This window comes from Treponema sp. R6D11, from assembly GCF_054786075.1.
Genome location: NZ_BDHD01000755.1, coordinates 1 through 540, shown reverse-complemented (window position 1 = coordinate 540; position 540 = coordinate 1). Strand labels below are relative to the sequence as shown.

General features: G+C 40.7%; 1 protein-coding gene. It reads left to right on the top strand.

Features of this window, described 5'->3' with window-relative positions; genetic code table 11:
• Nucleotides 1–23 precede the first annotated feature (23 nt).
• Nucleotides 24–540 (top strand): sensor histidine kinase (locus tag ACYVTD_RS15910; RefSeq protein WP_461248661.1); only part of this gene is annotated, 517 nt, incomplete at its 3' end.

The following is a 540-nucleotide window of genomic DNA, read 5'->3' as shown; positions in this document are numbered from 1 at the left end:
AACACAAGGCCAAACTTAACGAAATGCGCAAGGCGGAACTTGCCGAAAAAAGCAGTAAGGCGAAAAGCGACTTCCTAGCGAAAATGAGCCACGAGATACGCACGCCGATGAACGCCATTATAGGCATTACGGAAATTCAGCTTCAGGACACTATGCTGTCTGAGCCGGTAAAAGAAGCGTTTGAAAGAATTTACAATTCGAGCGATTTGCTGTTGGGTATTATTAACGACATATTGGATTTGTCTAAAATTGAAGCGGGCAAGCTGCAGCTTGTGCCCGCCGAATATGATATTGCGAGCCTGATAAACGATACCGTCCAATTAAATATTATGCGTTATGAAAGCAAGCCGATTGAATTTATAATGGATATAGACGAGAATTTGCCGTTAATACTTATCGGCGACGAACTTCGCATTAAACAAATACTTAACAATATTCTTTCTAACGCGTTTAAGTATACGGATGAGGGAACGGTGCATATGTCTGTTACTTCAAAAAAGCAAAGTGATGACACCGCAACAATTATATTTACCGTAATTG